The sequence below is a fragment of the Granulosicoccus sp. 3-233 genome (assembly GCF_052681095.1).
In genome coordinates this window covers 136747-162171 of sequence record NZ_JBQYLE010000005.1, presented here as the reverse complement: position 1 = coordinate 162171, position 25425 = coordinate 136747, and the positions used below count along the sequence as shown (strand labels likewise).

Sequence of the window (25425 nt, the reverse complement as noted above, 5' to 3'; positions counted from 1 at the left end):
ATAGTCACATGACGAAACTGCCTACTACTCCAAGCTTCAGACTCGATGGCCGACGCGCACTGGTCACGGGCGCCTCATCCGGTATTGGCCAGGGATGCGCGGTGGCGCTGGCAGAGGCCGGTGCGCATGTCGTGCTGGCTGCGCGCGGCATCGAACGGCTCGAGAAAACGGTCGAGGCGCTGCGTGCACAGGGCCATGCCTGTGAAGCGCTGGCGCTCGATGTGGCCGATGTCGACGCCGTGCAACAGGCCGTCAGTCGTCAAGAACCGTTCGAGATCCTTGTCAACAGCGCTGGTCTGGCCATTCACGGTCCGGCACTGGAGACCCGGCTGGACGACTTCGATACAGTGATGAATGTCAATCTGCGCGGTGCCTACTTTCTTGCCCAGGCGGTTGCACAGAGACTGATGGAGACGGACAAGCCGGGTTCACTCATCACGATATCCTCACAAATGGCGCACGTGGGTGGCATTGATCGTTCGGTCTATTGTGCATCGAAGTTCGCGGTGGAGGGTTTTACCAAGGCCATGGCCATCGAATGGGGCCGCTCTGGCATACGCATCAACACGATCTGTCCGACCTTCGTGCGTACGCCCCTGACAGAGCAGACCTTCGATCAGCCTGAACGGGTACGCTGGATCGAAGAGAAGATCAAGCTCGGCAGAACCGGAGTCGTGGAAGACATCATGGGGTCGGTATTGTATCTGGCCTCTGATGCGTCGGCACTGGTGACCGGTACGGCACTGATGGTTGATGGTGGCTGGACGGCAGATTGATGGCTGGCGAGAAAATCACGTCCTCTCAAGTGGCCAGGCTGGCAGGCGTCAGTCAGTCAGCGGTGTCCCGGGTATTCACACCCGGTGCCAGTGTGTCACCGAAAACCGCAGACAAGGTACGGGCCGCTGCAAATGAGCTTGGCTACCGACCGAATGTGCTGGCACGTTCGCTCATTACCGGCAAATCCCGGATCATCGGTCTGGTCGTGTCCTATCTGAACAATCAGTTCTATCCCGAGGTGCTGGAGAAGCTGTCCAATGGCCTGCAAGCCAAGGGTTATCATGTCCTGGTCTTCATGGCAGCACAGACAGCCGGCAACATCGATGAAGTTCTGGAGGAAATCCTGGACTACCAGGCAGATGGCATTGTGCTGGCTTCCGTGGCCATGTCCTCCGAGTTGGCGCTGCGCAGTCATGCAGCGGGTGTGCCTGTGGTGCTGTTCAATCGCACTCAGGATAACGATCTGCTGTCATCCATCACCGCCGACAATGTCGCAGGCGGACGCAAGGTGGCTGATCATCTGGTGCAGGCCGGGTATCAGCGCATTGCCTACATCGCCGGCTGGGAAGGGGCATCCACGCAACGGGATCGCGAGACAGGATTCCGCGAAGGCCTGGCCGCGGCCGGTGTTCAGCTCTTCGCCCGCGAAGAAGGTGATTTTCATTTCGAACAGGCCAAGCTGGCGGCGCGACGCATGTTTTCCGTTGACGATCGACCGGATGCCGTGTTCGTCTGCAACGACCACATGGCGTTTGCCGTCATGGACGTATTGCGCGATGAAATGCAACTGCGCGTACCGGAAGACGTTGCCGTGGTGGGCTACGACGATGTTCCCGCTGCCGCCTGGGGGGCTTACAAGCTGACCACGGTGAGGCAGCCTGCCAACCGCATGGTCGAAGAGACCATCACCACGCTGCTGACTCAGATTGAACACGACGATACGCCACCTCGGCGACTGTCGATCGATGGCCCGCTGGTGGTACGCAGCACCAGCGTCAAACCCTGACAAGAGAGAATCCACATGCAAGGCTTTGACCCCCGGTTCAAGGACTTTCCTGACTACATCATCGGCATCACCCGGGAGATCTGGGAAGATCGTGGCATCGCCACGCTGCACCAGTATTACTCGCCGGATATCATCGTGCGTTCGCCTGCATCGGTCGTGGAGGGGAACCAGGGCGTCATCGCCGCCACGCTGGCGACCTTGGCGGAGTTTCCCGATCGTACCTTGCTGGGCGAAGATGTCATCTGGAGCGGTAGCCCCGAGCAGGGCATGCTGTCATCGCATCGCCTGTTCTCCACGGCGACGCATCGGGGCGACGGTGTCTATGGCAAGGCCAGTGGCAAACAGCTTCGCTACCGCATCATTGCCGACTGCCACGCCATCGACAATCAGATCGATGATGAATGGCTGATACGTGATCAGGGGGCCATTGTTCGACAGCTGGGATGGCAGCCGGCAGACTTCGCTCGCGATCAGATTCTTCGCGAGGGCGGGCCCGACAACTGTGCTCCGCTGTTCTCCGACAGGATCGACAAGCCCGGCCCCTATACAGGGAAGGGGAATGATAACGAATGGGGGCAGCGCTATGCCGATCTGCTCGAGCGCCTCATGGCGGCGGATCTTGCCGCCATACCTGCCGAGTACGATCGCGCCTGTCAGCTGGAATACCCGGGAGGTATCACCGGTCATTCGCATGTCGATGCCGATCATTTCTGGACCTCTCTGCGAGCCAGTTTTCCCGATGCCGAATTTCGTATCGAGCATCAGATTGGGCGTGATGACCCGATGATGCCGCCACGCGCCGCGATTCGCTGGAGCCTGCAGGGCAAGCACGATGGTTGGGGTGGCTTTGGGGCCCCCAGTGGCGCAGATGTCTACATCATGGGGGCCTGTCACGCCGAGTTTGGTCCCTGGGGGCTGCGCCGGGAATATGTGCTGTTCGATGAAACCGCGATCTGGAAACAGATCGTCCTGAAAACCGGGTAGGAAGAGATGACACCTGAACAAATGGAAGCACGAATCGTCAGATACGGTGAATTGCAACCGTGTCGCACGGCCTTCATCGATGCGCACACACCGGGCTCTGATCAGAAAGAGAACTTCACCATCATCGGCAGAGGTGTCTCCGAAAGTCCCGATCAGCATGTGCACGTCAAGGAGACACCCGGCTTCAATATCGGTGCTGCCGGTCAGCCACCCAAGTGTCGCAATTCCCTGCACACCCACCGTACCGCCGAGGTGTTTTTCGTGCTCAAGGGACGTTGGCGTTTTTTCTGGGGGCGTCATGGCAATGCTGGAGAGGTGACGCTGGAGGAGGGTGATATCTTCGATATTCCCACCGGCATCTTTCGTGGCTTCGAGAATATCGGTACCGATTACGGCATGATCATGGCCGTGCTTGGCGGCGATGATGCCGGTGGTGGTGTGCTCTGGGCACCGCAGGTGATCGAGGATGCCACTGCTCACGGACTGATTCTGGGTGACAACGGCGTGCTCTACGACCGCAAGCAAGGGCAGCAGTTGCCTGATGGTGTGCAGCCGATGCCATTGATGAGTGAAGAGGAACTGGCGAAGATCAGCGAGCCGGGTGTGCAGGATGTGGTGGGGCAGTATGTTGCTCGTTATCATGACATGATGGCCTTGTCAGCGGCTTCGCCTTGTCAGGTCATCGGGGCGCAGGCGCTGATCAGGGATCGCCCGGGGTTCGAGGTCGACTTCCTCAGCCGTGATTCACAGGACGGCACGATGCGCAGCAGTGAACGCCACGAGATCCTGATGATCATGCGCGGTCACTGGCGTCTGAGTTGGGAGGGGGGTAGCAGTGTGCTCAATCCCGGGGATACCTGTGCCGTGCCACCGGGTCTGCCGCATGCCATCGTGCCCAGCATGAGCGGTGAAGCCAGTCTTTTTCGAGTACGCAATACCGATGATCCCGCAGGAATGACAGGTAGACTCTCATGAAGAAATTGCCGGTGACACATGTAGGATCCTTGCCGCGTAGCCAGGAGGTCGTGGACTTCATCTTTGCTCGCGAGCATGGCAGGGAGTATGATCAGTCAGCTTTCGATCGTTGCATGCGCGACGCTGTCTCGGCAACCGTCAAACGACAGGTCGACGCAGGTGTTGATATCGTATCCGATGGTGAGACCAGCAAGATCAGCTACGCGACCTATGTCAAGGATCGCTACAGCGGATTTTCCGGTGATAGCGAGCGCAATGCACCCGGCGATCTCAAGCTCTTTCCCGGGTTCCTGAAACGCCTGGCCGATGAAGGCGGCACGCCGCAGTACGCACGTCCCATGTGCACGGGAGAAGTCGTGTCAAAGGGGCAAGGCGAGTTGCAAAAGGATATCGACAACCTGACATCCGCGATGCGTGAGCATGGTGCCAGCGAAGGCTTCATGAATGCGGCATCTCCCGGCGTGATTTCCCTGTTTCTGCAAAACAGTTATTATCCCGATCGCGAACGCTATCTGGCGGCGCTGGCCGATGTGATGAAGGCGGAGTACGAGACAATCGTCGCGTCCGGCTTGACCCTGCAGCTGGATTGTCCCGATCTGGCGCTGTCTCGGCATATGCTCTTCAGCGATCTGAGTGATGCCGAGTTTCTGAAGATTGCTCATCTGCATGTGGAAGCGCTCAATCATGCACTGCGTGATGTCGACCCTGCCAGAGTGAGAGTACATATCTGCTGGGGCAATTATGAAGGCCCTCATGTCTGTGATGTGGACATGGCGACGGTCTTTCCGGTACTGATGGAAACAAGAGCAAGGCATGTATTGTTCGAGACCGCCAATCCGCGCCATGGTCACGAGTGGACTGTCTTTCGCGATCGCAGAAACGAGATTCCGGAGGACAAGATTCTGGTACCGGGTGTCGTTGATACCACAACCAACTTTGTCGAACACCCACGCCTGGTCGCGGAACGGCTGACGCGTTTCGTTGATATCGTGGGTGCCGAGCGAGTATTCGCCGGCTCGGATTGTGGCTTTGGCACCTTTGCAGGCTTTGGTGCTGTCGATCCGGATATTGCCTATGCCAAGCTCGGCGCCCTGTCCGAAGGGGCTGCTCTGGCGAGGTCGGAGGCTTGACACCGCTTCTGCTGTTGCCCGGCATGATGTGCGATGCTCGACTGTATCGTCATCAGATCGAACGGTTCTCGACACAGCGAACGGTACAGTTCGGCCCGTTGACCTTGCATGAGGATGTACAGAGTCTGGCCTCCGACATTCTGCGCAAGGCACCCACCGAGTTCGCTCTGTGCGGACTCAGCATGGGCGGCATCGTGGCGATGGAAGTGCAGCGCCAGACACCCGAACGGGTACGTGGTCTTGCCCTGTTGGATACCAACCCCCTTGCGGAACTGGACAGCGTGAAGCGGATACGAGGACCGCAGATGGACAAGGTGCGTGCCGGTCGCCTGCTCGAGGTCATGCGCGACGAGATGAAGCCGAATTACCTGGCAGAGGGCGACAGCAGAGATGACATCCTGCAACTGTGCGTACAGATGGCTCTGGATCTGGGCGATGAAGTCTTCATCCGACAATCTCTTGCGCTACGTGAGCGACCGGACCAGTGCGATACCCTGCGGGCTGTTGCGGTGCCCACCCTGATTCTCTGCGGCAAGGAGGATCGATTGTGTCCACCTGACAGACATCGTGCCATGCACGACATGGTGCGAGGGTCGACGCTGGCCATTATCGAACATGCCGGGCATCTGCCAGTGCTGGAGCAACCAGCAAAGACCAATGCCTTCCTGCAAGCCTGGTTGCAGGCGTGTGATTCCAGCGAGCTGGCGATCGGCTGCGGATCCAGCGCATCAGCCAGCACCTAACCACCAATACGGATTCAAGTCATGTCAGATCAGGAACTGTCGCCAACGCTGCTGGAATTGCTCAGGCAAGTGGATACACCTACCGTGTGCAATGCCATCGAGGTAGCTCAGGGGCGCCGTGGGTTCGACAACTACACCAAGGGGACGATGCATGCGTCCGACCCGACTGCGCCCGCGATGGTCGGCTTCGCGCGTACTGCCCGCATAGCCGGGCTGGAACCGCCGACAGAGTCGAAGGAGGTGATCCGAGAACGACGCCTGGATTATTTTCGACACATGGCTGGCGGGCCACGACCCGCTGTTGCCGTCATTGAAGACATGGACTATCCGCACTGTGTCAGCGCCTGGTGGGGAGAGGTTCATACCACGGTACACAAGGGACTGGGGCTGGATGGGGCATTGACCAACGGCGTCATGCGCGATCTTGGCGATCTGCAGCCGGGTTTTCCGGTGGTAGCGGGTTCGATCGGACCGAGTCATGCCTTCGTGCATGTCACGGAGTTCGGTACGCCGGTTCAGGTCATGGGCATTCGCGTCGCAGCCGGTGATCTGATCCATGCGGACCGTCATGGTGCGCTGGTGATTCCACCTGAGGTCATTGCGAAGCTGGAGGCTGCCATTCGCACCATGCAGGGCAGCGAGCACCTGATACTCGGGCCTGCTCGTGAACCCGGCTTCAATATCGAGAAACTGGAAAAGGCGTGGCGGGAGTTCGAAGAGGCTCGTACCTGATTGATTCGCGGCGCTTCGGACATGGAAGCGACAGTGTTGATGCACCAGTGAGGTAGAGCTTGACGCATTCCAGCCTCAGCGTGGCAGGCTGGAATGCGCCATGGCGTTTTGGTCAGGGCAATGGGGATACGGTGCCGTCACTGGTGAAGATGTGACCGGCGGGGATCTCGGTGCCGGCGGGCACTGCTGCACCCAGATCCACGATGGAGCCCTCACCGATATTTGCTCCTTCACCGATGCTGGCTTGTCGACCTATCAGAACACGGTCAGCGATTGTCACCTGGGAGCCGATGCTTGCATTGTTCATGATCAGGGAATTGCTGCCGATGTCGGTATAGCCGCCGATGGACACGGCGCGTTCTATGGTGGTGTAGTTTCCGACCGAGACGACAAAATCGACGGTAACGGCATTGTCGATGACCACGCCATCACCGGCATTGAATCCGCCGTTGATCCTGACCTTGTTGCCGATGGTCACGTTGTCTCCGATAACACCCCCATCATCCCAACGGCTGTCATTACCGATCTTGAACCGGTCACCAGCTTGCGTGCTTTCGCCGATCTCCACGCGTGCCCCGATGGTTGCGTCGTCACCCAGTTTGCGAATCGAGATTCTGGCTTTCTGGCCCAGGGTCAGATTATCGCCCAGGCGCATGAAGTCGATGCCGAGTCCGCCATTGACGTTGGCATTCCGGTGGAGTCGTGCATTCTTGCCGATGGAAGCCGCGAAGACTCTGGCGCCTGGCAGTACGACGGAGCCTTCGCCCAGAATGGCTTCCGCCTCCGGAGCACCCAGTGTGGCGCGATCAACATGCGAGTTGGCCCCAAGAAAAACCCGGTTCAAGCTTGATTGGACGACGGTGCTTCCGGCGCCGACGCTGCTGACATCGGCCACAGTTGATTTGACCAGCTTGCTGCCGCTGGCAACGCGGCTGTCACAACTGAGTGAGCCGCCAACGATGACCGCGTCGGTAGCGACCAGGCTGTCATCAAAACCGTCTCCATCACTGTCGACATAGCCGGAGTCCGGCTCGTCCGGGGCGCAATTGGCAGCAACGATGCCAGGTGCCAGGAGAAGCGGAGAGACTGCAATCAGGGCTGCAAGACCATGATGCTTCAGGCAACAGTGAGCAAGCCGATTGCTCGACACCTTCTGTCGCGAGCTGCTCTCGTGAGTGTGATTTTCAATGGATCCGTTCATGAAATCATGTCCCGTGAAGATGGAACATCGATGGTAGCGCAGCTCGACGCAGGCTCAATCACAGCCATCGACCGTGTCCGTGACTGTTTGGAGAGAGTCTGTTTCCGAGCGATTGCCCGGTGACCGAGTGTCAGAGTTGTCCTGTGCCGCTTTCAGATGATCGATTCAGACTGAGTCCGCGTGTATGCCGGTGATTGCGCTATGCTGACGGCATGAAACGAACTCTTGCAGGACAAGCTGTCATACCCGGCGGCACTGACGTCTTGAAGCTCTATCAGGGCAAGGACGATTGCACCATTGTCATCTCCGGCAAGGGCGAATTGATGTCCACGCGCAAGCATGCATCCGAAGATGCACTCGGTACGCTACCCTGCGGCATGCTCGAGCAGACGGATGAAGTCCGTGTGCTGATCGGTGGGCTGGGGATGGGGTTCACACTGGCAGCCGTGCTGGCGGCAACCGGTGCAAGGTCCACCGTGGTGGTGGCCGAACTGGTTCCGGAGGTCGTTGAGTGGAACCGGGGTGCTCTGGGTCGATATTCCGGCTACCCGCTCGACGATGAGAGAACCCGGGTGTATCACGGCGATGTGTGCGACCTGCTGCGTCGTGCCGATCAACAGCATGATGTCATCGCCCTGGATATCGACAATGGGCCGGAGGCATTCAGTTCCAGCAGTAACAACTGGCTCTATTCTGCCGAAGGCATCGCTTGCGCCAGCGCGCGTCTGAGTCCCGGTGGGGTGCTGGCATACTGGTCTGCAACACCTGACCCCGGCTTTCGAGGGAAATTGCGCAAGTGCGGCTTGCAGGTGACGGAGAAGTCTGTGTTCGCGCATGGCAGCAAGGGCACAAGACACACCATCTGGCTTGCCAGGCAGTGACGATTCGGCAAGGAATCGAGGTCAGGCGCGCTTTTCCCATGTTCGATGGGGTCCCTGCCTGCGGAGCACGCTGCCGCAGGACAGGGCAGTCTTCATGAACTCCCGACTTTGAACCACGCTGGCGATGGTCGGGTTGACTGCTTGTTCAGGCAGATCGGGTGTCGATCAGTCCTGTACGAAATCCTGACGCATTGGTGTGAATGTATCGATCAGCACGCCGGGCTTCAGACAGCGACAACCGTGCATGACATTGGGTTCCTTGTACATGGTGTCACCGGCCTTGACCACCCTGGTTTCATCACCGATCGTGAATTCGAATTCACCTGACAGCACATAGGTGAGTTGTTCATGCGGGTGATTGTGCATGGCACCGACAGCACCTTCTTCGAAATGCACTTCCACGGACATCATGTTGTCCGAGTGGGCCAGAACCTTGCGACTCACGCCGTCGCCCAGATCTTCCAGTGTCACTTTGTCATTGTGTACGAACATTGTCTTCTCTCTGCGTAGGTCGGCCAACTGACATGGCCGTTCAGGAGCCGCGTCCCGGATGGGACGAGAGCGCGGTCCTGTCTTCATGAATGGGTCGGCTTACTTTTCCAGTTTCAGAAAGTAATCGAAGATCTCCGGAACATTACCATCTCCCATACCCGCGTCGAAAGCCGCCTGCAGATTGGCTGAGGTGCCCTCGGCAATCTGGGCACGTGTGCCCAGGTCCTTGGCCATCTCGAGAAAATAGCCCAGATCCTTGTTGGCATTGGCGATGGAGAATCCCAGATCGCTGACGCCATCGACCGCGTAGTTCTTGCAGAATTGCATGAACGGAGAATTGGACGGGCCCGTTGACATGATCTCGAAGAGTTGCTGACGATCAACACCTGCTCGGTCCGCCACGGCGAAGGCCTGAGACATGGTGCAGACGGTGGTCATGCCCATGAAGTTGTTGATCAGTTTGGTGGTATGACCAGCGCCCAGAGCACCCAGATAGAAGATGTTCTCGCCTTGCACGTCGAGTACCGGCTTCACCTTGTCAAAGACCTCCTTGTCACCCGCTGCCATGATGTTGAGCAGACCGTCCTTGGCATGCGCCGGTGTGCGTCCGAGAGGGGCATCGACCATGCCTGCGCCTTTGCTGGCAAGGTCTGCGCCGATCTTGCGCGTGGATGCGGGAATCGACGTGCCGAAGTCGATCAGCACACTGCCTTCCTTGATGCCGGCGAGAATACCGTCTTCGGCGTAAACCAGTTTCTCCACCACCTCGGAAGTGGTGAGACAGAGCATGACGATATCACTGGCCGCGGCAAGCTCGGCGGCGGAGGTCGCCTCGGTTGCGTTACCTCGAGCAACCACAGCGGCAACTGCATCCTTGTTGAGGTCCATGACATTCAGCTCGAAGCCGTTCTTTTGCAGGCACTCAACCATGTTGCTGCCCATGAGGCCGAGGCCGATGAAACCGATGACTGGCTTCGCCATAATCTGACTCCTGTATGTGTTTGGTAAACTGGTATGGTAGATTTCGTGTTGAGAGTATACACGTGTTTGCAGACAAGTCACCCGCCAATGCGTGCCGCACACCTTGCCAGCCCCTGAATTCGGACCGGTGGCTGGTCGATACAGGGCGAACCCTGGCAATGCCGTCAGCTGACCGGCTATCGGTGAGATTCAAACCCACTCCCCAAGCGATGTTTGCGCACCACTGCGGCCTGAATCCCGAATGACATGACCGATGTGCGAGTCGAGTCTCGTCTTTCTTTCTCAACATTCTTGACACAGTACAGAATTGGTCATAGTATAAATCCATGAACATATCCGAGACCAACCACGATCAACATCCGGTTGACTTGTCAAAGGCACTCAAGAGCGCCGGGTTACAGGTGACTGCCCAGCGTTTGGCGGTCTACAGGGCAGTGTGTTCATCGCCTCATGCGATTGCTGACGATATCTGCAAGGCAGTGCGGCTGGAGCTCGGCGTCATTTCGCGGCAGGCCGTCTACGACGCGCTCAATGTGATGTCCGAGCATGGAATCATCCGGCGGATTCAACCGGCAGGCTCCGCAGCCCGCTACGAGCATCGTGTCGACAATCACCATCACCTCGCATGCCGTCGTTGCGGAAATCTGATTGATATCGATTGCGCAGTGGGTGAGGCACCTTGTCTGATAGCCGAGCACGATCATGGCTACAAGATCGATGAAGCGGAAGTGACCTACTGGGGCATCTGTCCCGATTGCCAGAAGACTGCAGACAGCAAGGCATGATGGAACGTAGTAACACATTCAAAGTCAATCACATTTCTTCAAACCAACCCACGACCTAGAACCAGGAGACTTTTATGGACAGTGATATCGGAGGGGGATGTCCCTTCGCCCACGGCGGTAACACCTCTCAGGAAAATCCGGTAACCAAATGGTGGCCGAATGCGCTGAATCTGGACATCCTTCATCAACGCGGCGCCCGTGTTGATCCGATGGATCCGGATTATGACCACCGCAAGGCGGTAAAGGCGCTGGATCATGAAGCAGTGAAGGCCGACATGAAGGCCCTGCTGACAGACAGTCAGGACTGGTGGCCAGCTGACTGGGGTCACTATGGTGGCCTGATGATTCGTCTGGCCTGGCATTCGGCCGGTTCCTACCGTATGGGAGACGGACGTGGTGGCGCCGGAAGCGGCAATATCCGTTTTGCCCCACTGAACTCCTGGCCCGATAATGCAAGCCTGGACAAGGCGCGTCGTCTGCTCTGGCCCATGAAGAAGAAGTACGGCAATGCACTGTCCTGGGCCGACCTGATCATTCTGGCTGGCACCATGTCCTACGAATCCTTTGGCTTGAAGACGTTTGGTTTCGGTTTCGGTCGTTCGGACATCTGGGGACCCGAAACGGATATCAACTGGGGACTGGAAACCGAGTGGCTTGCCGACAGTGCACAGCGCTACGGCAATCTGGAAGAGCCATCCACCATGTACAACCCTCTGGCGGCAGTCCACATGGGTCTGATCTACGTGAACCCCGAAGGTGTGAATGGCAAGCCTGACCCTGCTCTCACGGCAAAGCATGTGCGTGAAACCTTCGCTCGCATGGCGATGAATGATGAGGAAACGGTTGCGTTGACAGCCGGTGGACACACGGTCGGCAAGGCCCATGGTATGGGCGACATCCAGAATATCGGTGCCGATCCTGAAGGTGAAGGCGTCAACATGCAGGGATTTGGTTGGGCCAATGCCGGTCACGATGCCAAGGCGGCCAATGCGTTTACCTCGGGTATCGAAGGTGCCTGGACCTACAATCCCACGAAGTGGGACATGGGTTATTTCGACTATCTGTTCAACTACGAATGGGAACTGACCAAGTCACCGGCCGGTGCACACCAGTGGAAGCCAGTCGACATGCCGGAGGACAAGAAGCCGCTGAATGCTTCTGATTCATCGCTTCGTCAGGAACCCATGATGACCGATGCCGACATGGCAATGAAGGTTGATCCGATCTACAACGAGATCTGCCAGAAATTCATGGCAGATCCGCAGTACTTCGCCGATACCTTCGCACGTGCCTGGTTCAAGCTGACACATCGTGACATGGGGCCGAAGGCGAACTACCTCGGGCCAGATGTGCCTGCCGAAGACCTCGTCTGGCAGGACCCGGTTCCCGCGGGCTCCACTGCCTACGATGTTGACGCAGTCAAGGCGAAAATTGCTGCCAGTGGTCTGTCTGCGACAGACATGATAGCGACAGCCTGGGACAGTGCTCGTACTTACCGCGGCTCTGACAAGCGCGGCGGTGCAAACGGTGCTCGCATCCGTCTGGCTCCGCAGAAAGACTGGGTAGCCAACGAACCAGAGCGTCTCGGTCGTGTACTTCAGGCGCTGGAGCAGATTGCTGCCGATACCGGTGCGTCTGTGGCTGATGTCATTGTGCTGGCCGGTAATGTCGGACTGGAGCAATCCATCAAGGCAGCAGGTCAGGATGTGGCCGTCCCGTTCACTCCAGGTCGTGGAGATGCCACGGACGAGATGACTGATGCAGACAGCTTTTCGGTTCTCGAGCCACTGGCTGATGGCTTCCGCAACTTCCAGAAGGAGAAATACGCGGTAGGTCCTGAAGAGCTGCTGCTCGACAGGGCACAACTGCTGGGTCTGACGGCTGCGGAAATGACCGTGCTTCTGGGTGGCATGCGTGTGCTGGGTGTCAATCACGGTGGTTCGAAACACGGTGTATTCACTGACAGGGAAGGGCAATTGACGAACGACTTTTTCGTCAACCTGACCGACATGAGCAACAGCTGGCACCCGGTGGAATCCGATGATACCTACGAGATTCGGGATCGCAAGTCTGGCACTGTCAAGTGGACAGCCACCAGTGCGGATCTGGTGTTCGGTTCCAACTCGATTCTGCGTTCCTATGCCGAGGTGTACGCTCAGGACGACAACACGCAGAAGTTCGTTCGTGACTTCGTCGCTGCATGGACCAAGGTCATGAATGCTGATCGTTTCGATCTGCAGGACTGATCTGCATGACTGATCTGCAGGACTGATCTGGAAGGAATGGGCTGCCCGATCAGGGTGGCTCTTTCCAGAAGGTTTGACGTACAGGGAGGAGCTGCTTGTGGTTCAGGCGGCTCTTCCCTTTTTTGTTTTCTGATGTTCTGGAAACCTGCTGCCATTGCCATTGCCATTGCCATTGCCATTGCCATTGCCATTGCCATTGCCATTGCCATTGCCATTGCCATTGCCATTGCGGTCGCGCATCGCATTGTCTTGGCACATTGCGCCCAGCCAACCAGTCAACCCCTCGCGTTGCGGTGTCGTGTTGTCGCAAGCTGCATGCATTGACTCAAACATTCACCTCTGCTGCCGATAGTACCCACTGCGGGATTGACTCAGGGGCAGGGTGTTGAGCGGTATTTCACTGGTTTACATGACACAGCGCGCGGGCGAGGGCTTCAGGCGAGTCCGGGTGCTCAGGCTGTTGGGTAGTGTCTGCCTGTTCGGGTTGGCCGTGTAAGCCGTCATGCGTGACAACTGTAAACTCTCCGCGCTGCAACCTGCCGTTGAGAGCCTCGAGCATCGCCTTGCTGAACTGACGCGCGTTCACCAGCCTCTCTGGGTTTACGATTTCGACGAGGCCAGTATTGTCTGGGCCAATGCGGGAGCTTTGTCGTTGTGGCAGGCGGAATCGAATCAGGAGCTCAGTGAGCGCGACCTGGCGACAGGCATGACGCCAGTCGTGATGATGCGTCTGCAACAGTATCGCCAGGATTTCATTCGCGATGAGACTGCTCGATTCCGGGAGTACTGGACGCTGTACCCGAATGGGGATCCACAGCCAGTGGAAGTCCTGTTCAGTGCCTTTCGGCGGGATGACGGTCGCATGTCGATGTTCTGCGAAGCACAGGGTCTGGAGCGATTGGACAATGATGCGCTCAGAAGCTCGCAGGCCTTGATGCATACTTCGGTGATGATCACTCTCTACAGTGCCTCGGGGGAGCCCTTGTATCGAAATCCGGCGGCTCGTGCCTCGGTACGTGCCAGTGATGAAAAACTGCAGGATCACTTCAGCGAGCAGAGCGCCATGCAGCGGCTCGTCAGATCACGTGAGCCGGAAGTGAACCTTGTCGCCAGCGTCAACGTCGGCAATGGCAGTCGCTGGCACGATATCTCGGCACGACGCTGCCTGGATGCCGTCTCGGGGGAGTCTGCCTGGTTGATCAGTGAGGTGGACGTGTCGCAGCTGAAAGCCACCCAGGAGCGAGCTCACTTTCTGGCAGAGCATGACACATTGACCGGTTTGCCCAACCGAAATCACGTGTCGGTCGTGCTGGAACAGCGCATCGTGCAGATGAACGCACGAGGGGAGCAGGGCGCGCTGATCTTCATCGATCTGGATCACTTCAAGGATATCAACGATTCGCTGGGTCATGAGGCGGGTGATGGCTTGCTGGTGGAAATCGCGCGCCGACTCAGATGTCTGGTTGGTGATACCGATAGTATTGCTCGGCTCGGCGGCGATGAATTTCTGCTGTTGATGGGGCCGCTCACGGACAAGCAGAGCGTCGAGGGGCGAATTCGCGAGTTGAAGCACTGTCTGTCGGAGCCCATGGAACTGCGAGGTAGAAGTGTGCGTGTGACCGCCTCCATCGGTGTGAGTCTGTTTCCGGCTGACGGCAGCAACATCAATGAGCTGATGCGGCGCGCCGACCTGGCGATGTATCACGTCAAGGAACTGGGGCGTAATGAGGTTGCCTATTTCACGGATGAGATGAGTGAGGCGGTGGATAGACGCATCAATCTGGAATCGGAACTGATGGTTGCCTTGCAGGAAGAGCAATTCTCGGTCTGTTTCCAGCCACGAGTCGACGTTCAGACCGGAGCGATTCGTGGCGCAGAGGCATTGGTGCGCTGGCTCCATCCGGAGCGCGGCATGGTCAGTCCCGCAGATTTCGTCCCGGCCTGCGAGGATTCAGGTCTGATTGGCGAGCTGGGCAAGTTCGTGCTGACGCAAGCCGTATTGGCACAACGTCAATGGCTTGATAGCGGACACCGTCTCAAGGTTTCGGTCAATCTGTCTCCGGTGCAGTTTGTCGAGGAAACGCTTGTTGAAGACTTCATCGAGATTGTGCACGTCAATGGAGGCGACCCGCGGTTACTGGAACTCGAGATTACCGAGTCGGTGTTGCTGGGAAACGATCAGGCGACCGTGGGAAAGTTGCAGTCATTGGTGAATCATGGGTTTCGCATCGCCATCGATGATTTCGGTACGGGATACTCGAACCTTTCCTACCTGCACCGCTATCCGATCAGCTGCCTGAAAATCGACCGTTCGTTCATCGCCCAACTCGATTCCGCACAGCCGATCATCGAACTGATCATTTCCATGGCTCGGTTGTTCGACCTCGATGTTGTTGCCGAAGGGGTGGAAACGGCGTCGCAGTTGCAGGCCCTGAAAGCGCACGATTGCCAGGAATATCAAGGCTTTTTCTACGCTGGGGCGGTGGCACCCAGTGTGCTTGCAGCCATGCTCGATTGTGATGGGGAGGTTGCGGCCTAGGAAAAACCGGGAGTCCCCCCGCTCAGCGGGGGTGAAGGGTTATTCGAGTGCCATGGAAAACATTCGCCCCAAACCGATGACTGCTTCAAGCAAATCCTTTTCTAGCAGTGTCTTCCTGATTCTTCCTTCGGCTCCCTTCCGGAACAAGGCGCCGTGCGGCAATACGACAGCCATGCGGCCGATCCTGGGTTTCATCGACTGGATCATGTGCTGGACCCAGGCCATGTCACCGTTCCCCTTCGGTGGGACCCCGGCGATGTTGCGCCCATGCGGGTCGTTTACCCAGAGGTCAGCGCCCCATCCCTTCAAGGAGAAGGGAGGATTGGCAATGACGCAGTCATATGTCTGCAGGCCGTCGGCATCGAAGAAGGCGGGGACCGCAAGGTGTCGCCACGAGCCACGTGGAAATCTTCTACACCGTGCAGGAACATGTTCATCCGGGCTATGGATGAGGAGGTCAGGTTCTTCTCCTGTCCGTAGAGTTTGAGCGTTCTGAAATCTTCGCCTGCTTCCTTGAGATGTTCGACCGACTCGATGAGCATGCCACCCGTACCGCAGGCCGGGTCGTAGATACTCTCCCTCTCGTGAGGATCAATGATGAGCCCCATCAGGTGAACCACCGAGCGAGGTGTGTAGAACTCACCGGCCTTCCTGTTGGTGAGGTCGGCAAAGTGCTTGATGAGGTATTCGTAGGCCTGGCCAAGCATATCCCGGGCAACCAGCTTTGTAGAGAGCGTGTATTGCGAGAAATGCTCGACCAGATCGGTGAGGAGTCGGTCGGGAAGCTTCTCCTTGTTCGACCATTGTGCGTCCCCGAAAATCCCGTAGAGGTGTTCCTGGTTTGCGGCCTCGATTTCGCGGAGGCAGGTCTCGATTTTCAGTCCGATATTCGAGGTTGTCTCGCGAACGTCATCCCAATGGCAACCCTCCGGTATGGTGAACCTGTGAAATTCAGGCAAAGCGGCGTATTCCTCGTCCCCATCTGACTCCTCCAGAGCACTCTGGTACTCCTCGTCGTAGACGTCCGAGATACGCTTGAAGAAGAGCATCGGGAAGATGTCGGCCTTGAAGTCCGACGCCCCGATCGGCCCCTTCAAGATCCATGCGGCCTTGGAGAGGTATTGTTCGAGTTGTGAGAGGTTGAGTTTTGCCTGCATGGGGTATGTCTATCGCGAGCATTGGCGGTTCCGATGGAACTCACCGGCGCGAATGCCGGAGAAAACCTTGAAAGCATATATGCTATTTTTCTCTATCGCCAGTGCAGCTTGACAATAACTCGGACAGACACAGTGACAATAACTCGCGTTGGAATGATGCCTATTGAATGATGATGCTGATTCAGGCTGTAGAGAAGCTGCTCATTGCGCTTTGATACTTTACTGGTAAATTCTCTGTAACGAAGCCAGACTAACTATATAAGTGGTTTATGGAAGTATAACTACATGTGGTTATACTTTCCTAAAAAGCCTATACTCCACGAATGGATGAAATACGAAACCCATTTGCCCCCGGAGCCGGGAGTCAACCACCAGAACTTGCCGGCCGTGGTGAGATCATTCGCGACGCTGACATTGCTCTACAGCGAGCACTAAGAGGCAGGCATGCCCAATCTCTGATGCTGTTGGGTTTGCGTGGAACGGGTAAGACCGTACTATTGAATCGTTTTGAAGAGCTTGCTATCTCCCACGACATGCAGAGCTCTTTCATTGAAGCGCCTGATGACAGCAGTCTCGAAGAGTTGCTGTATCCCAGAATGCACCAAGTGCTGCGGAAACTATCCTTGGTTGAAAGCGCAAAGGAGCAGGCGTTCAAGGCTATGCGTGGGCTGAGAAGCTTTGCCAGTGCCTTCAAGATCAAGATAGGAGATGTTTCCATTGCGGTCGACCCAGCGGCTGGAGTTGCAGACTCGGGCTCGCTTGAACAGGATCTTACCGAGATGTTCGTTCTTATCGGCCAAGCCGCGCAAGCTGCAGGTACCGGCTGGGTGCTGCTGATAGATGAAGTGCAGTACCTCAGTGATCGAGAATTGCCTGCGGTCATTGTCGCCATGCATCGACTCAACCAGTTGAATCTGCCAGTGGTTTTCTTCGGTGCGGGTCTGCCACAGTTGGCAGCTTTGAGCGGGAATGCAAAGTCCTATGCTGAGAGATTGTTCAATTTTTCGACCATTGGTCCTCTGGATGCTGATGCGGCGCGAATGGCCGTGCAACAGCCCATCGAAGAGGAAGAGGAGTCGATCGAAAGCGATGCGCTGGACAGGATTCTACTGGAAACATCGGGCTACCCTTATTTTCTTCAAGAATGGGCCTATCAATCCTGGAATGCGGCTGATGAATCACCCATCTCTCTGGATGATGTCAAAGAGGCTGCGGCGAACGCTGAGCGACGCCTGGACGACAGTTTTTTCCGAGTGCGTCTGGATCGCCTGACGCCCAAAGAGCGTGACTATGCCATTGCGATGGCCAGGTTGGGGCAGGGGCCTTATCGCTCAGCTGATGTTGCAGAACAACTGGGCGAGAGCGTTCAATCACTAGGTCCCAGACGCGCTCAGATAATCAGCAAGGGGATGATATACAGCCCTGCACATGGCGATGTCGACTTCACTGTGCCAACGTTCGATGCATTTCTGCGAAGAGTTTACCCCGAAGAGTAATGGTGGGCCCGGCAGGACTCGAACCTGCGACCAAGGGATTCACTTGTACCGAGCATTTCTGCACGGAGCGGACTATCTCATCACCCTCAATCGAAGTGACTGGTGGGGCGCGGGACGCTCTAGCCTGTTATCAAGAACACTGAAGTTCTCAGGTAGTCTCTGCACCTTCCAGAAGTGTACTTCTGGCTTGGCTCAGGATTGCCATCAGCCTCAGCTATTCGCCGAGCTGTTAAGGTTTCCCTGAATTCATCCCGTTCATTCCATGTTTTACAACATGGACGCACCATTTAGATGAGTCCCCTGCTCTAACCAACTGAGCTACAGGCCCACAAGGGCGCTATTCTAACTCATGCAAGTGTATAAGTGTGTCGCTTTTCGCGAGGTGAGGACGGGTGAGCGTGTGGATGGTGGCCGATCGGAGGTACCTGGACGAGTTGCCAGAAGTGCAGGGCCGTAAGGGGCATCAGAGTAAGGCTGTTTACTCGTCTAAACACTTTCCCGTGACGCAGGTCTCACGAGCACCGAAACCGTTTACTCGTCTAAAACGCTATTTCGCGAAACAGGCCACAGCCATTCGCCGACCTCGATTGCTGTCCACTCGTGTGTTCATCAGGGGAAACTCACTGCCAGCTCGCTTTCGCCCAGCTGTTCGCAAGCACACAACACCTAGCCCCAGCAAACCCGGCACACCCGGAACACCCGGCGCACCCAGCGCACCCGGCGCACCCAGCACACCCAGCACACCCAGCACACCCAGCACACCCAGCACACCCAGCACACTAAGCCATTCATCACGCCAGCCGACCAAATATCACCAGCTCATTTTCCAGACGAAAAAAAACGCGGCCCCCTCTGCAACAAACAGAGCGAGCCGCGCTTTTCACGAAAAGCCTACTCCTGGTTGTCCAGAAAGCTTCGCAGCTGCTCTGAACGGGTAGGGTGGCGCAGCTTGCGCAGAGCCTTGGCTTCGATCTGGCGGATACGCTCGCGGGTGACGTCGAACTGCTTGCCGACTTCTTCCAGCGTGTGATCCGTGTTCATGTCGATACCGAAGCGCATGCGCAGTACCTTGGCTTCGCGCGGGGTGAGGCTGGCCAGCACTTCATGGGTGGTTTCACCCAGGCCGAGGCCGGTGGCGGTTTCAACCGGAGACAGGATATTGTTGTCTTCGATGAAGTCACCCAGATGGCTGTCCTCGTCATCACCGATCGGTGTTTCCATGGAGATGGGCTCCTTGGCGATCTTCAACACCTTGCGGATCTTGTCTTCGGGCATTTCCATCTTCTCGGCCAGCTCTTCAGGCGTGGCCTCACGACCCATGACCTGCAGCATCTGGCGAGAAATACGGTTCAGCTTGTTGATGGTTTCGATCATGTGTACCGGAATACGGATGGTACGAGCCTGATCCGCAATGGAGCGGGTGATGGCCTGACGAATCCACCAGGTGGCATAGGTGGAGAACTTGTAACCGCGACGATATTCGAACTTGTCAACAGCCTTCATCAGGCCGATGTTGCCTTCCTGGATGAGGTCGAGGAACTGCAGTCCGCGATTGGTGTACTTCTTGGCAATCGAGATGACGAGTCGCAGGTTGGCTTCCACCATTTCCTTCTTGGCGCGGCGAGCCTTTGCTTCACCGATGGACATCTTGCGGTTGATTTCCTTGATGTCCGTGATGGGCAGCAGGCTGCTGACACAGATCTGCTGGATGCGGGTCTGCAGCAGTTCGATCTCGGTACGGCGCTCTTCCAGGGCCTTGGCATAAGGCTTCTTCACCTTGATGACGGAATCCAGCCACTCGGGGTCGGTCTCGTGACCCGGAAAGCTCTGGATGAAAGCGCTGCGTGGCATCTTGCACTGCTTGACGCAGAGATCCCGAATCTGGCGTTCCAGAGAGCGAATGCGATCCACCTGACCACGCAGACCACTGACCAGTGTGACCACGAAGGCAGGGGCGTACTTGAATTCGAGGAAGATTTCGGACACGGCTTCCATCTCGGCCTTGCCGGCGGCATCCTGGATGCCACCCGCAGCATCAATGGCTTTCAGGGCCTTGCCGTAGGCTTTCTGCATTGCCATCATGCGGCGCTGGATTTCTTCCATGTCCGGCCCGGTATCGACCGGCTCGTCATCGTCATCATCGTCGGAAGGTGGCTTGGCTACCTTGATTTCGTCAGAGGTCTCCATGAAATTGACGATGATGTCGGTGAAGCGCAGCTGTTCTTCCTGAAATTGCTGGTAACGTTCGAGCAGCAGATTGATGGATTCGGGGTAGGTACCCAGAGCGCGCAGCACCTGCTTGAGGCCGTCTTCGATGCGCTTGGCAATCTCGATCTCGCCTTCTCGGGTCAGCAGCTCGACCGTGCCCATCTCGCGCATGTACATGCGAACCGGGTCGGTGGTCCGGCCGAATTCGCCGTCTACAGTGGCCAGAACGGCGGCTGCCTCGTCGGCTGCATCGTCGTCGGCACTGGAGTTCTTGTCAGACAGGATAAGGGAGTCTGCTTCTGGCGCGACTTCACCGACCGAGATGCCCATATCGGCGATCATGGCGATGATTTCCTCGACCTGTTCCGGGTCGACTATTCCTTCAGGAAGGTGGTCATTGACTTCGGCATAGGTCAGGAATCCCTGCTCTTTGCCTTTTGAAATGAGTTCTTTCAGGCTGGACTGTTGCGACTTGTCCATTGCAATGCGAGCGGTCATAGAGTACCTGCGGTCAGCGTAACCCCTTATTATACTCGGAGGGGCGCCAATTGGTAGTAGGGAAGGTCGTTTCCGACGTATTTCTGGTAAAAAAAGTGGGGTTATTCCGCCTCATGCGTCCACTGGGATCGAACATATTGCCGACTGCTTCAATTTAAAGGTGCCGCCTCGCTTATACTGCGGCCCCCGGTAACGCGTATTGGGCGATGCCAGGGACGTTATCGCAGCACTGCAACCCGCCCGACCAACCACAGGAGATCGTTTTCGCATGACCACTCGTCGCGAACTTGCAAATGCCGTCAGAGCCCTGAGCATGGACGCCGTCCAGAAGGCCAATTCCGGACATCCGGGGGCACCCATGGGAATGGCCGATCTGGCAGAGGTGCTGTGGAACGACTTCCTGCGACATAACCCCTCCAACCCGAACTGGGTTGACCGAGATCGCTTCGTGCTCTCCAACGGCCATGCATCCATGCTGCTGTATTCGCTGCTGCATCTGACAGGTTACGACCTGCCGATCGAGGAACTGAAGAATTTTCGCCAATTGCACTCGAAAACCCCGGGTCACCCCGAATATGGCTATGCGCCGGGCATCGAGACCACCACTGGCCCACTGGGGCAGGGTATCGCCAATGCCGTGGGCATGGCATTGGCCGAACGGACTCTGGCCGCGCAGTTCAACACCGACAAGCACACTATCATCGACCACCACACCTGGGTATTCCTGGGCGATGGCTGTCTGATGGAAGGTATCTCGCACGAGGCCTGCTCACTGGCGGGAACCCTGGGTCTGGGCAAGCTGATTGCCGTCTACGACGATAACGGCATCTCCATTGACGGCGAGGTAGAGGGCTGGTTCACGGATGACACCCCCAAACGTTTCGAATCCTATGGCTGGCATGTCATTCCAGGTATAGATGGACACGATGCGGATGCCATCAAGGCCGCGATCGAAGCGGCAAAGGCCGAAACCGGCAAGCCGACACTGATCTGCGCACGCACCACCATCGGCTTCGGCTCACCCAACAAGGCGGGCAAGGAAAGCAGTCATGGTGCGCCACTGGGCGATGACGAGATCAAGCTGGCCAAGGCGGAACTGGGCTGGACGCACGGTGCCTTCGAGGTTCCCGACGAGGTGTATGAAGGCTGGAATGCCTGTGATGCGGGCAGTGAGCTGGAGGCGGCCTGGGACAAGCTGTTCGACGAATACGCCGCAGCGAACCCCGAGCTGGCTGCAGAATTCGCGCGTCGCATGGCGGGCGATCTGCCCGAGAGCTGGGCAGCCGATTCGCAGGCGTTCATCCAGCAGGTGATCGACAAGGGTGAGTCGATCGCTTCGCGCAAGGCGTCGCAGAACACACTCAATGGCTACGGCCCTCTGTTGCCCGAGCTGCTGGGCGGATCGGCCGATCTGGCCGGGTCGAACCTGACCCTGTGGAGCGGTTCGAAGGTGGTACACGATGATCCTGCCGGCAACTACATCAACTACGGCGTTCGCGAATTCGCCATGACGGCCATGAGCAATGGCATCAGTCTGCATGGTGGTTTTCTGCCGTACACCGCTACCTTCCTGATGTTCTCGGAATATGCTCGCAATGCGCTGCGCATGTGTTCCCTGATGAAGCTGCCCAACATTTTCGTCTACACACACGATTCCATCGGCCTGGGCGAGGATGGACCGACGCATCAGCCGGTCGAGCAGACTGCAACACTGCGATTGATGCCCAACATGGCGCTGTGGCGTCCGTGTGACGCGGTGGAATCCGCCGTGGCGTGGAAACAGGCCATCGAACGCAAGGAGGGGCCGACGAGTCTCGTCTTCACCCGTCAGGCCCTGCCACATCAGTCACGCACCCAGCAGCAGGTGGCAGACATCGCTCGTGGCGGTTATATCCTGCATGAGCCGGATGCTGCACCGGCGGCGGTGATCATCGCTACCGGCTCGGAAGTCGGCATGGCAATGGACGCCGCGCAGGCGCTGGCCGAGCAGGGTACGCCGGTGCGGGTTGTCTCCATGCCAAGCACGGATCATTTCGATGCGCAGGACCAGGCCTATCGGGACGCTGTGCTTCCGCCGGCGCTCAAGGCGCGCATGGCCGTCGAAGCGGGAACCACACATCTGTGGGCCAGATACGTGGGCCTGGAAGGTGATGTGATGGGTATTGATACTTTTGGTGAGTCCGGACCTGCTGCCGAGGTGTTCAAGCACTTCGGATTGACTGCGGATGCGCTGGCCGAAAGAGTGAAGGCGCTGGTTGCCGCGGTTGCCTGAACAAATCAGAGTCGAGTGGCGTGCATGTTGGTGTCACAACATGCACGTACAGTGGCCTGACGATCGGCATGTCGGACGTCAGGTTTTTCAGAAGAACAAATGGAAATTCAACAGGGGTAACTCCAGATGACAGTCAAGATTGCAATCAATGGATACGGCCGCATCGGTCGAAACGTGCTCAGGGCCATTCACGAACAGGGACGCAGCAGTGAGTTCGATGTCGTGGCGATCAACGACCTGGGGGATGCCGAAACCAACGCTCACCTGACGCAATACGATACGGCGCATGGTCGTTTCCCCGGTGAAGTCAAGGTCGAAGGGGATGAGATCGTCATCAATGGCGACCGCGTCAAGGTCTTCGCCGAGCGTGATCCGTCGAAACTGCCCTGGGGTGAGCTTGGCGTCGACGTCGTGCTGGAATGCACCGGTCTGTTCAAGAACCGGGAGAAGGCCGGTATGCACCTGACGGCGGGTGCAAAGAAAGTCATCATCTCGGCGCCCGGATCGGCAGATATCGATGCCACGGTTGTCTTTGGCGTCAATGAAGGTGTACTGAAAGCGTCCGACCAGATCATCTCCAATGCCTCGTGCACCACCAACTGCCTGGCTCCCATGGCCAAGGCACTGAACGAGTCTCTGGGTATCGTCAATGGCCTGATGACAACCATTCATGCGTATACCAACGATCAGGTGCTGACCGACGTCTATCACTCCGATCTGCGTCGTGCACGGTCCGCCACCATGTCCATGATCCCCACCAGCACGGGTGCTGCCAAGGCGGTTGGTCTGGTATTGCCGGAGCTGAATGGCAAGCTGGATGGTTTCGCCATGCGTGTACCGACCATCAATGTCTCCATCGTCGACCTGACCTTCACGGCGGGGCGCGACACGACCGTGGACGAGATCAACAGCATCATGCAGAAAGCGGCAGATGGCAAGGTTCTGGCCTACAACGATGCCCCCCTGGTGTCCGTCGATTTCAATCACACCTCCACCTCCTCGAACTTCGATTCCGGCATGACTCGCGTCATGGATGGCAATCTGGTCAAGGTGTGCAGCTGGTATGACAATGAATGGGGCTTCTCCTGCCGCATGCTCGACACCACTCTGGCAGCGATGAACGCCTGATGATGAAGCTACTCAAGGAGCTGCCTCTGGCGGGTCAGAGGGTGCTGGTACGTCAGGATCTCAACGTTCCGCTGAAGGATGGCGTCATTACCTCGGATGCACGCATCCGAGCCTCTGTGCCAACGTTGCAGTACGCGATCGAGGCCGGAGCACGGGTACTGGTCATGTCACATCTCGGGCGTCCCGTTGAAGGGGAGCCCGATAGCGAATCGTCACTGGGTCCGGTGGCCCAGCGACTGAGCGAGCTGCTGGGACAGCCGGTACGGCTGGTCACCGACTACCTCGACGTGGAGCCGCAAGTGGGCGAGGGCGAAGTCGTGCTGCTGGAAAATGTCCGCTTCAACGTCGGTGAAAAGGCCGATGACGATGAACTGGGCAGACGGTATGCCTCTCTGTGTGATGTGTATGCCATGGATGCCTTCGGCACCGCGCATCGTGCCCAGGCCTCCACTCACAGCGTCGGTCTGCATGCTCCTGTTGCCTGTGCGGGACCCTTGCTGGCAGCCGAGCTCGACGCCTTGAATGCTGCTCTGGACAATCCGCGCAGACCTCTGGTGGCGATTGTTGGCGGTTCCAAGGTTTCCACCAAGCTGCAGGTGCTGGAATCACTCACGGACAAGGTCGATCAGCTGATCGTGGGTGGCGGTATTGCCAACACCTTCATTGCCGCGGCCGGGCATGAAGTGGGCAAGTCGCTGTTCGAAAAGGACCTGGTCAGTGATGCGGCGAACCTCATGCGTCGGGCGGAGGCTCGAGGGGCTGCCATTCCGGTGCCCAGCGATGTCGTCTGTGCCCCCGAACTGGCAGAGGGCGTACCGGTCAGTACGCGGGCCACGGATGCGGTGCAGCCGGATGACCGGATTCTCGATATCGGCCCTGAAACTGCAGCGTCTTATGCCGCTATCCTGCGCAATGCCGGAACAATTGTCTGGAACGGTCCGGTTGGTGTGTTCGAGTTGGATGCGTTCGGTGCGGGCACCCGTGTCGTCTCCGAAGCGGTTGCTGCCTCCTCGGCGTTCTCGATTGCCGGCGGTGGCGACACTCTGGCTGCCGTGGACAAGTATGGCATCGAAGATCAGGTGTCCTATATCTCGACCGGTGGTGGTGCCTTTCTCGAGTTCATCGAGGGCAAGACGCTGCCGGCAGTCGCGATGCTCAATTCCCGCAGTACGTGAGGACGGTTTCTCACTGACA

23 protein-coding genes are annotated in these 25425 nt (G+C 57.5%); 16 read left to right on the top strand and 7 right to left on the bottom strand.

All coding sequences use genetic code 11. From position 1 onward, the window contains the following. Positions 1–8: 8 nt before the first annotated feature. From ACUNV4_RS14845 to ACUNV4_RS14815, 7 genes are read left to right on the top strand one after another with little or no spacing between them, the layout of a single operon-like run. Complete coding sequence (locus ACUNV4_RS14845; protein WP_430879358.1) at positions 9–776, top strand: SDR family NAD(P)-dependent oxidoreductase; 768 nt, start codon at positions 9–11, stop codon at positions 774–776. After that, complete coding sequence (locus ACUNV4_RS14840) at positions 776–1783, top strand: LacI family DNA-binding transcriptional regulator (RefSeq protein WP_430879357.1); 1008 nt, start codon at positions 776–778, stop codon at positions 1781–1783. Before ACUNV4_RS14845 ends, ACUNV4_RS14840 begins: the two co-directional genes overlap by 1 nt. Positions 1784–1798: 15 nt before the next feature. Beyond that, complete coding sequence (locus ACUNV4_RS14835; protein WP_430879356.1) at positions 1799–2767, top strand: nuclear transport factor 2 family protein; 969 nt, start codon at positions 1799–1801, stop codon at positions 2765–2767. Positions 2768–2773: 6 nt separating this feature from the next. After that, the gene (locus ACUNV4_RS14830; RefSeq protein WP_430879355.1) at positions 2774–3742 is read left to right on the top strand and encodes a cupin domain-containing protein; all 969 of its coding nucleotides are present in this window, start codon (positions 2774–2776) and stop codon (positions 3740–3742) included. Next, a complete protein-coding gene (locus ACUNV4_RS14825) occupies positions 3739–4872 on the top strand; it encodes a cobalamin-independent methionine synthase II family protein (protein ID WP_430879354.1) in 1134 nt (377 codons plus the stop codon). The genes ACUNV4_RS14830 and ACUNV4_RS14825 overlap by 4 nt, the downstream gene beginning before the upstream one ends. Beyond that, positions 4869–5615, top strand: a complete 747-nt coding sequence (locus ACUNV4_RS14820) for an alpha/beta fold hydrolase (protein WP_430879353.1) — start codon at positions 4869–4871, stop codon at positions 5613–5615. The genes ACUNV4_RS14825 and ACUNV4_RS14820 overlap by 4 nt, the downstream gene beginning before the upstream one ends. Positions 5616–5636: 21 nt before the next feature. Further along, positions 5637–6347 carry an RraA family protein gene (locus ACUNV4_RS14815; protein WP_430879352.1) on the top strand — a complete coding sequence of 237 codons (711 nt, stop codon included), beginning with the start codon at positions 5637–5639 and terminating at the stop codon, positions 6345–6347. A gap of 112 nt (positions 6348–6459) precedes the next feature. On the opposite strand, the gene ACUNV4_RS14810 is transcribed toward ACUNV4_RS14815, so the two are convergent. Further along, on the bottom strand, positions 6460–7548 hold the full coding sequence (locus tag ACUNV4_RS14810) for a hypothetical protein (RefSeq protein WP_430879351.1): 1089 nt from the start codon (positions 7546–7548) through the stop codon (positions 6460–6462). 212 nt (positions 7549–7760) lie between these two features. Between ACUNV4_RS14810 and ACUNV4_RS14805 the strand changes: the two genes are divergently transcribed. Further along, positions 7761–8429: an MnmC family methyltransferase gene (locus ACUNV4_RS14805; protein WP_430879350.1), complete on the top strand. Its 669-nt coding sequence runs from the start codon at positions 7761–7763 to the stop codon at positions 8427–8429. A gap of 165 nt (positions 8430–8594) precedes the next feature. On the opposite strand, the gene ACUNV4_RS14800 is transcribed toward ACUNV4_RS14805, so the two are convergent. Then, positions 8595–8921 (bottom strand): cupin domain-containing protein, encoded by a 327-nt coding sequence (locus ACUNV4_RS14800; RefSeq protein WP_430879349.1) that lies wholly within the window; start codon positions 8919–8921, stop codon positions 8595–8597. 99 nt (positions 8922–9020) lie between these two features. Further along, complete coding sequence (locus ACUNV4_RS14795; RefSeq protein WP_430879348.1) at positions 9021–9983, bottom strand: NAD(P)-dependent oxidoreductase; 963 nt, start codon at positions 9981–9983, stop codon at positions 9021–9023. 245 nt (positions 9984–10228) lie between these two features. Between ACUNV4_RS14795 and ACUNV4_RS14790 the strand changes: the two genes are divergently transcribed. The 4 genes from ACUNV4_RS14790 (at position 10229) to ACUNV4_RS14775 (ending at position 15472) form a co-directional block, all read left to right on the top strand. After that, the gene (locus tag ACUNV4_RS14790; RefSeq protein ID WP_430879347.1) at positions 10229–10687 is read left to right on the top strand and encodes a Fur family transcriptional regulator; all 459 of its coding nucleotides are present in this window, start codon (positions 10229–10231) and stop codon (positions 10685–10687) included. A gap of 74 nt (positions 10688–10761) precedes the next feature. Then, entirely contained in the window at positions 10762–12933 is a 2172-nt protein-coding gene (gene katG / locus ACUNV4_RS14785; RefSeq protein WP_430879346.1) for a catalase/peroxidase HPI, read from the top strand. A gap of 132 nt (positions 12934–13065) precedes the next feature. Continuing rightward, positions 13066–13257 (top strand): hypothetical protein, encoded by a 192-nt coding sequence (locus tag ACUNV4_RS14780; protein WP_430879345.1) that lies wholly within the window; start codon positions 13066–13068, stop codon positions 13255–13257. Between the two features lie 178 nt (positions 13258–13435). Then, the gene (locus ACUNV4_RS14775; protein WP_430879344.1) at positions 13436–15472 is read left to right on the top strand and encodes a putative bifunctional diguanylate cyclase/phosphodiesterase; all 2037 of its coding nucleotides are present in this window, start codon (positions 13436–13438) and stop codon (positions 15470–15472) included. A gap of 39 nt (positions 15473–15511) precedes the next feature. Here ACUNV4_RS14775 and ACUNV4_RS14770 read toward each other — a convergent pair whose 3' ends face one another. Both ACUNV4_RS14770 and ACUNV4_RS14765 read right to left on the bottom strand, forming a co-directional pair. Continuing rightward, the gene (locus ACUNV4_RS14770) at positions 15512–15781 is read right to left on the bottom strand and encodes an HsdM family class I SAM-dependent methyltransferase (RefSeq protein WP_430879343.1); all 270 of its coding nucleotides are present in this window, start codon (positions 15779–15781) and stop codon (positions 15512–15514) included. Next, the gene (locus ACUNV4_RS14765; RefSeq protein WP_430879342.1) at positions 15778–16629 is read right to left on the bottom strand and encodes a class I SAM-dependent DNA methyltransferase; all 852 of its coding nucleotides are present in this window, start codon (positions 16627–16629) and stop codon (positions 15778–15780) included. Before ACUNV4_RS14765 ends, ACUNV4_RS14770 begins: the two co-directional genes overlap by 4 nt. A gap of 323 nt (positions 16630–16952) precedes the next feature. Here ACUNV4_RS14765 and ACUNV4_RS14760 point away from each other — a divergent pair, with 323 nt between their 5' ends. Next, the gene (locus ACUNV4_RS14760) at positions 16953–18125 is read left to right on the top strand and encodes an AAA family ATPase (RefSeq protein ID WP_430879341.1); all 1173 of its coding nucleotides are present in this window, start codon (positions 16953–16955) and stop codon (positions 18123–18125) included. A gap of 547 nt (positions 18126–18672) precedes the next feature. On the opposite strand, the gene ACUNV4_RS14755 is transcribed toward ACUNV4_RS14760, so the two are convergent. Together ACUNV4_RS14755 and rpoD are read right to left on the bottom strand one after the other, a co-directional pair. Then, the gene (locus ACUNV4_RS14755) at positions 18673–18933 is read right to left on the bottom strand and encodes a hypothetical protein (RefSeq protein WP_430879340.1); all 261 of its coding nucleotides are present in this window, start codon (positions 18931–18933) and stop codon (positions 18673–18675) included. A gap of 83 nt (positions 18934–19016) precedes the next feature. Next, positions 19017–20813: an RNA polymerase sigma factor RpoD gene (rpoD, locus tag ACUNV4_RS14750; RefSeq protein WP_430879606.1), complete on the bottom strand. Its 1797-nt coding sequence runs from the start codon at positions 20811–20813 to the stop codon at positions 19017–19019. 286 nt (positions 20814–21099) lie between these two features. Here rpoD and tkt point away from each other — a divergent pair, with 286 nt between their 5' ends. The 3 genes from tkt (at position 21100) to ACUNV4_RS14735 (ending at position 25406) form a co-directional block, all read left to right on the top strand. Then, positions 21100–23103 carry a transketolase gene (gene tkt, locus ACUNV4_RS14745; RefSeq protein WP_430879339.1) on the top strand — a complete coding sequence of 668 codons (2004 nt, stop codon included), beginning with the start codon at positions 21100–21102 and terminating at the stop codon, positions 23101–23103. Positions 23104–23229: 126 nt separating this feature from the next. After that, entirely contained in the window at positions 23230–24231 is a 1002-nt protein-coding gene (gene gap, locus ACUNV4_RS14740) for a type I glyceraldehyde-3-phosphate dehydrogenase (RefSeq protein WP_430879338.1), read from the top strand. A gap of 2 nt (positions 24232–24233) precedes the next feature. After that, the gene (locus ACUNV4_RS14735) at positions 24234–25406 is read left to right on the top strand and encodes a phosphoglycerate kinase (RefSeq protein WP_430879605.1); all 1173 of its coding nucleotides are present in this window, start codon (positions 24234–24236) and stop codon (positions 25404–25406) included. The last annotated feature ends 19 nt before the right edge of the window (positions 25407–25425 follow it).

Excerpts from the sequence above, each read along its gene's own strand:
- ACUNV4_RS14845 (WP_430879358.1), top strand. The coding sequence starts at position 9 with ATGACGAAACTGCCTACTACTCCAAGCTTCAGACTCGATGGCCGACGC.
- ACUNV4_RS14840 (WP_430879357.1), top strand. The coding sequence starts at position 776 with ATGGCTGGCGAGAAAATCACGTCCTCTCAAGTGGCCAGGCTGGCAGGC.
- ACUNV4_RS14835 (WP_430879356.1), top strand. The coding sequence starts at position 1,799 with ATGCAAGGCTTTGACCCCCGGTTCAAGGACTTTCCTGACTACATCATC.
- ACUNV4_RS14830 (WP_430879355.1), top strand. The coding sequence starts at position 2,774 with ATGACACCTGAACAAATGGAAGCACGAATCGTCAGATACGGTGAATTG.
- ACUNV4_RS14825 (WP_430879354.1), top strand. The coding sequence starts at position 3,739 with ATGAAGAAATTGCCGGTGACACATGTAGGATCCTTGCCGCGTAGCCAG.
- ACUNV4_RS14815 (WP_430879352.1), top strand. The coding sequence starts at position 5,637 with ATGTCAGATCAGGAACTGTCGCCAACGCTGCTGGAATTGCTCAGGCAA.
- ACUNV4_RS14810 (WP_430879351.1), bottom strand. The coding sequence starts at position 7,548 with ATGAACGGATCCATTGAAAATCACACTCACGAGAGCAGCTCGCGACAG.
- ACUNV4_RS14805 (WP_430879350.1), top strand. The coding sequence starts at position 7,761 with ATGAAACGAACTCTTGCAGGACAAGCTGTCATACCCGGCGGCACTGAC.
- ACUNV4_RS14800 (WP_430879349.1), bottom strand. The coding sequence starts at position 8,921 with ATGTTCGTACACAATGACAAAGTGACACTGGAAGATCTGGGCGACGGC.
- ACUNV4_RS14790 (WP_430879347.1), top strand. The coding sequence starts at position 10,229 with ATGAACATATCCGAGACCAACCACGATCAACATCCGGTTGACTTGTCA.
- katG (WP_430879346.1), top strand. The coding sequence starts at position 10,762 with ATGGACAGTGATATCGGAGGGGGATGTCCCTTCGCCCACGGCGGTAAC.
- ACUNV4_RS14780 (WP_430879345.1), top strand. The coding sequence starts at position 13,066 with ATGTTCTGGAAACCTGCTGCCATTGCCATTGCCATTGCCATTGCCATT.
- ACUNV4_RS14775 (WP_430879344.1), top strand. The coding sequence starts at position 13,436 with ATGCGTGACAACTGTAAACTCTCCGCGCTGCAACCTGCCGTTGAGAGC.
- ACUNV4_RS14765 (WP_430879342.1), bottom strand. The coding sequence starts at position 16,629 with ATGCAGGCAAAACTCAACCTCTCACAACTCGAACAATACCTCTCCAAG.
- ACUNV4_RS14760 (WP_430879341.1), top strand. The coding sequence starts at position 16,953 with ATGGATGAAATACGAAACCCATTTGCCCCCGGAGCCGGGAGTCAACCA.
- rpoD (WP_430879606.1), bottom strand. The coding sequence starts at position 20,813 with ATGGACAAGTCGCAACAGTCCAGCCTGAAAGAACTCATTTCAAAAGGC.
- tkt (WP_430879339.1), top strand. The coding sequence starts at position 21,100 with ATGACCACTCGTCGCGAACTTGCAAATGCCGTCAGAGCCCTGAGCATG.
- gap (WP_430879338.1), top strand. The coding sequence starts at position 23,230 with ATGACAGTCAAGATTGCAATCAATGGATACGGCCGCATCGGTCGAAAC.
- ACUNV4_RS14735 (WP_430879605.1), top strand. The coding sequence starts at position 24,234 with ATGAAGCTACTCAAGGAGCTGCCTCTGGCGGGTCAGAGGGTGCTGGTA.